Origin of the sequence: Pontibacter burrus, from assembly GCF_010686685.1 — a bacterium.
GTDB classification, from domain to species: Bacteria; Bacteroidota; Bacteroidia; order Cytophagales; family Hymenobacteraceae; genus Pontibacter; species Pontibacter burrus.
In genome coordinates, this window is record NZ_JAAGWD010000015.1 from 1 (window position 1) to 5,801 (window position 5,801).

2 tRNA genes and 3 rRNA genes are annotated in these 5,801 nt (G+C 53.7%); all 5 read left to right on the top strand.

Annotated elements, in window-relative coordinates:
- Positions 1 to 471: 471 nt before the first annotated feature.
- Positions 472 to 1,994: ribosomal RNA gene (locus GXP69_RS18785) — 16S ribosomal RNA — on the top strand.
- A 190-nt stretch (positions 1,995 to 2,184) separates the two neighbouring features.
- Positions 2,185 to 2,258: transfer RNA gene (locus tag GXP69_RS18790), tRNA-Ile, on the top strand.
- 35 nt (positions 2,259 to 2,293) lie between these two features.
- Positions 2,294 to 2,370, top strand: a tRNA-Ala gene (locus GXP69_RS18795).
- Between the two features lie 231 nt (positions 2,371 to 2,601).
- Positions 2,602 to 5,500, top strand: a 23S ribosomal RNA gene (locus GXP69_RS18800).
- A 129-nt stretch (positions 5,501 to 5,629) separates the two neighbouring features.
- Positions 5,630 to 5,741, top strand: a 5S ribosomal RNA gene (rrf, locus tag GXP69_RS18805).
- Together the 16S, 23S and 5S rRNA genes with 2 tRNA genes alongside form the textbook arrangement of a ribosomal RNA operon.
- Positions 5,742 to 5,801 lie beyond the last annotated feature (60 nt).

Consider the following 5,801-nt stretch of genomic DNA (forward strand, 5'->3'; position numbering starts at 1 on the left):
CTTCCAAAAAAATCTTTTTGTAAATGCTTGCAAACATCACCGGAAGGGTGTTACCTTTGCAACCCGGTTCAGGCAGTGAGTCGGACGCAGTTCAGGTCTTTGCTTTAGAAGGGAAGGCCAGGTGAAAAAAAGAAAAAGATTTTGATGCAGGGGCTTGCAGATTGAAAAAAAGCACTTACCTTTGCACTCCCAAACGGCAGCAGGCCTAGCGGGGAAACACACACAACACAAGCTACATTATACGTAGCGCCTTCTGGCAAACGCGCCAGGAGCAAACTTTCTGCCACTTCACAACAGGTGAGGGGAGGGGAAAGAGAAGAGTTCTTTGAGAGAGTGGAATTGAAACAGACAAGCACAATGTCTTTTGCTGGCAAGCAAGCCAGCACGTAGCTCTTCTGGCTACGGAAAAGAAGCAGAAGCAACAGCATACAACAAGGGCCGGATCGAGCAGACACATTTAAGATTTTTTTTACAATGGAGAGTTTGATCCTGGCTCAGGATGAACGCTAGCGGCAGGCCTAATACATGCAAGTCGAACGAATCTGAGGACTTCGGTTCTCAGGTTAGTGGCGCACGGGTGCGTAACGCGTATGCAACCTACCTTCCACAGGGGGATAGCCTTCCGAAAGGAAGATTAATACCGCATAACACCTTTTCCCGGCATCGGGAGATGGTCAAAGCTGAGGCGGTGGAAGATGGGCATGCGTGCCATTAGCTAGTTGGTAGGGTAGAGGCCTACCAAGGCGACGATGGCTAGGGGTTCTGAGAGGATGGTCCCCCACACTGGTACTGAGACACGGACCAGACTCCTACGGGAGGCAGCAGTAGGGAATATTGGGCAATGGCCGAGAGGCTGACCCAGCCATGCCGCGTGCAGGAAGAAGGCCTTCTGGGTTGTAAACTGCTTTTATCAGGGAAGAAAACGCTCCTGCGGGGGTAACTGACGGTACCTGATGAATAAGCACCGGCTAACTCCGTGCCAGCAGCCGCGGTAATACGGAGGGTGCAAGCGTTGTCCGGATTTATTGGGTTTAAAGGGTGCGTAGGCGGCCCGGTAAGTCAGCGGTGAAATCCCAGGGCTCAACCCTGGAACTGCCGTTGATACTGCCGGGCTTGAGTTCGGTCGAGGCGGGCGGAACTGGTGGTGTAGCGGTGAAATGCATAGATACCACCAAGAACCCCGATTGCGTAGGCAGCTCGCTGGGCCGAAACTGACGCTGAGGCACGAAAGCGTGGGGAGCGAACAGGATTAGATACCCTGGTAGTCCACGCCGTAAACGATGATGACTCGATGTTGGCGATATACTGTCAGCGTCCAAGCGAAAGCGTTAAGTCATCCACCTGGGGAGTACGCCCGCAAGGGTGAAACTCAAAGGAATTGACGGGGGCCCGCACAAGCGGTGGAGCATGTGGTTTAATTCGATGATACGCGAGGAACCTTACCTAGGCTAGAATGCGCGTGACGGCCTCAGAGATGAGGCTTCCCTTCGGGGCACAAAGCAAGGTGCTGCATGGCTGTCGTCAGCTCGTGCCGTGAGGTGTTGGGTTAAGTCCCGCAACGAGCGCAACCCCTACCTTTAGTTGCCAGCGCGTCATGGCGGGGACTCTAAAGGGACTGCCTTCGCAAGAAGTGAGGAAGGCGGGGACGACGTCAAGTCATCATGGCCCTTACGCCTAGGGCTACACACGTGCTACAATGGCCGGTACAGAGGGTCGCCACCTAGTGATAGGGCGCCAATCTCAAAAAGCCGGTCTCAGTTCGGATCGAAGTCTGCAACTCGACTTCGTGAAGCCGGAATCGCTAGTAATCGCGCATCAGCAATGGCGCGGTGAATACGTTCCCGGGCCTTGTACACACCGCCCGTCAAGCCATGGAAGTCAGGGAGACCTGAAGCCGGTGACCGTCATAGGAGCCGTCTAGGGTAAAACTGGTAACTGGGGCTAAGTCGTAACAAGGTAGCCGTACCGGAAGGTGCGGCTGGATCACCTCCTTTCTAGAGACTTTTTCCGGCTCTTTTGCTGTTGTGCTTTTTTTGAAAAGACACGAGGCGCGGGCCTGTTTCAATTCTTTTTCTCAAAAGATCCTTTAGTAGATCTGCTCTTTTACTGTATTGTACTGGTGGCCGGCCTTTGGCGGTAGTTTTTACTACGGATTTGCTATAGAAGGCGTAGCCCTGACAGCGGGGGCTTGTAGCTCAGGTGGTTAGAGCGCTACACTGATAATGTAGAGGTCCGTGGTTCGAGTCCACGCAGGCCCACTAAAAGCGCATTACGTATTGCGTAAGGATTACCTGGGGGATTAGCTCAGCTGGCTAGAGCGCCTGCTTTGCACGCAGGAGGTCAACGGTTCGACTCCGTTATTCTCCACCAGTTTAAAACCAAGTAAAGACGACAGGTTTTTACTTCACTACTTAAGGAAACAGATAGAAACAGCAAGATGTCTAGCGTCTTATGTCCTCTGTCTTTTGTCCCTTAAGCAAAAGTTCTTTGACAAGTTTGGAAAGAAAAGAGAAAAAGTTTTTTGACTACTGAAAAGTAGTTGGAATACGAGCAAGTAGAGTAAAGACTGCGGGCCGGCATGACTTTCGGGTTATGACGGCCGGGAACGCAGAGAAGGGCGTACGGGGGATGCCTAGGCTCTCAGAGGCGATGAAGGACGCGACAAGCTGCGAAAAGCTGCGGGGAGGGGCACATACCCTGTGATCCGCAGGTATCCGAATGGGGCAACCCACTAGCATGAAGTGCTAGTACCCTACGGGGGGCAAACCCGGGGAACTGAAACATCTAAGTACCCGGAGGAAGAGAAAACAACAGTGATTCCGTAAGTAGTGGCGAGCGAACGCGGATTAGCCCAAACCAGTGCTGTTACGGCAGTGCTGGGGTTGTAGGACCACGTGGTGGGACCAAAAAGTGAAGTGTAAGTACCTGGGAAGGTACACCGCAGAAGGTGAAAGTCCTGTGCACGTAAGTTTTTTGGCCCTAGTGGGATCCTGAGTAGGGCGGGACCGGAGAAATCCCGCCTGAATCCAGCGGCACCATCCGCTAAGGCTAAATACTCCTGAGAGACCGATAGTGAACCAGTACTGTGAAGGAAAGGTGAAAAGTACCCTGAATAAGGGGGTGAAATAGATCCTGAAACCGTGCGCCTACAAGCGGTCGGAGCCCTTACGTGGGGTGACGGCGTGCCTTTTGCATAATGAGCCTACGAGTTGCTCCTCTCTGGCAAGGTTAAGACTCTTTGAGGGTCGGAGCCGCAGCGAAAGCGAGTCTGAATAGGGCGTGCAGTCAGAGGGGGCAGACGCGAAACTTTGTGATCTACCCATGGGCAGGTTGAAGGTTGGGTAACACCAACTGGAGGACCGAACCAGTTTCCGTTGAAAAGGATTTGGATGACCTGTGGGTAGGGGTGAAAGGCCAATCAAACTGAGAAATAGCTCGTACTCCCCGAAATGCCTTTAGGGGCAGCGTCGTGGTGGAGTCAAGCGGAGGTAGAGCTACCGATAGGACTAGGGGGAGTCACATCCTACCGAATCCTGACGAACTCCGAATGCCGCTTTGATATACACGGCAGTGAGGCCAGGGGTGCTAAGGTCCCTGGCCGAGAGGGAAAGAACCCAGACCGTCGGCTAAGGTCCCCAAGTCCATACTAAGTTGAACAAAGGGGGTCCAGTTGCTTAGACAGCCAGGAGGTTGGCTTGGAAGCAGCCATTCCTTTAAAGAGTGCGTAACAGCTCACTGGTCGAGCGACAGGGCATCGATAATAATCGGGCATCAAGTATGGCACCGAAGCTGCGGATTACACCGTATGGTGTACTGGTAGGGGAGCATTCTGACAGCAGTGAAGGCGCTTCGGCAAGGAGCGTTGGAGCGGTCAGAAAAGCAAATGTAGGCATAAGTAACGATAATGCAGGCGAGAAACCTGCACACCGAAAGACCAAGGTTTCCTGATCAACGCTAATCGGATCAGGGTTAGTCGGGTCCTAAGGCCGAGGCGAAAGCGCAGGTCGATGGACAACAGGTTAATATTCCTGTACCGGCTGCAGCAAGCGATGCGGTGACGGAGAAGTGAAAGGACCGCGCACTGACGGAATAGTGCGTTGAAGGCCGTAGGTAGTAGCCCGGGAGTCAAGTACCCTGGGCTAGCTGAAAGCTGATAGTACTCCAAGGCTTCGGCCACGGAGATAGTGTCCCTAATCCGGCTCCCAAGAAAACCCGCTAAGCGTTATAAAGCTGTAGCCGCCCGTACCGCAAACCGACACAGGTGGTCGAGGAGAGAATCCTAAGGTGCTCGAGTGAATCACAGCCAAGGAACTCGGCAAAATGGCCCTGTAACTTCGGGAGAAGGGGCGCTTCCTCTAATTTATTAGAGAAGCCGCAGTGAAAAGGCCCAGGCGACTGTTTAACAAAAACACATGGCTTTGCCAAATCGAGAGATGACGTATAAGGCCTGACACCTGCCCGGTGCTGGAAGGTTAAGAGGGGATGTTAGCCGCAAGGCGACGCATTGAATCGAAGCCCCAGTAAACGGCGGCCGTAACTATAACGGTCCTAAGGTAGCGAAATTCCTTGTCGGGTAAGTTCCGACCTGCACGAATGGTGTAACGATCTGGGCGCTGTCTCAGCTGTGAGCTCGGTGAAATTGTAGTCTCGGTGAAGATGCCGAGTACCCGCAACGGGACGGAAAGACCCCATGAACCTTTACTATAGCTTAGCATTGACGCTGGGTAACTCATGTGTAGGATAGGCCGGAGGCTATGAAGCGGTGTCGCTAGGCATCGTGGAGCCATCCTTGAAATACGGCCCTTGAGTTGCTTGGCGCCTAACCTGACGAAAAGGGGACAGTGCTTGGTGGGTAGTTTGACTGGGGTGGTCGCCTCCAAAACAGTAACGGAGGCTTTCAAAGGTACCCTCAGTACGCTTGGTAACCGTACGCAGAGCGCAATAGCATAAGGGTGCTTGACTGTGAGGCCTACAAGCCGAGCAGGGTCGAAAGACGGATATAGTGATCCGGTGGTTCCGCATGGAAGGGCCATCGCTCAAAGGATAAAAGGTACTCTGGGGATAACAGGCTGATCTCCCCCAAGAGCTCATATCGACGGGGAGGTTTGGCACCTCGATGTCGGCTCGTCACGTCCTGGGGCTGGAGAAGGTCCCAAGGGTTCGGCTGTTCGCCGATTAAAGTGGCACGCGAGCTGGGTTCAGAACGTCGTGAGACAGTTCGGTCCCTATCTGTTGCGGGCGTTGGAGATTTGCGGGGTTCTGACCTTAGTACGAGAGGACCGGGTTGGACGAGCCGCTGGTGCACCTGTTGTATCGCCAGATGCAGCGCAGGGTAGCTACGCTCGGATGGGATAAGCGCTGAAAGCATCTAAGTGCGAAACCCACCCCAAGATGAGATCTCCCTGGAAGGGCCGTGAGAGACGATCACGTTGATAGGTGGCAGGTGTAGAGGCAGAAATGTCACAGCCGAGCCATACTAATTGCCCGGGTGCGTTCCCACACCGCAAGGTGCTGGCTGGTTCCTTGTAAAGGACAGGCCCGCAGCTTTTACCCGCTTGCTGCTCTTTTCCTCCACAACTTATCAACTGACTTTACAAAGCATAAGCTACGGCACACCCCGTAGGAAAATAATGGTGGCTATGGCTCCGGTGAGCACCTCTTCCCATCCCGAACAGAGAAGTTAAGCCCGGACGCGCCGATGGTACTGGCCTCACCGCCGGGAGAGTAGGTGGCCGCCAACCCCTTACAAAGCCCTGTCCCCTACAAAAGGACAGGGCTTTTGCGTTTTAATCCCCCCACCC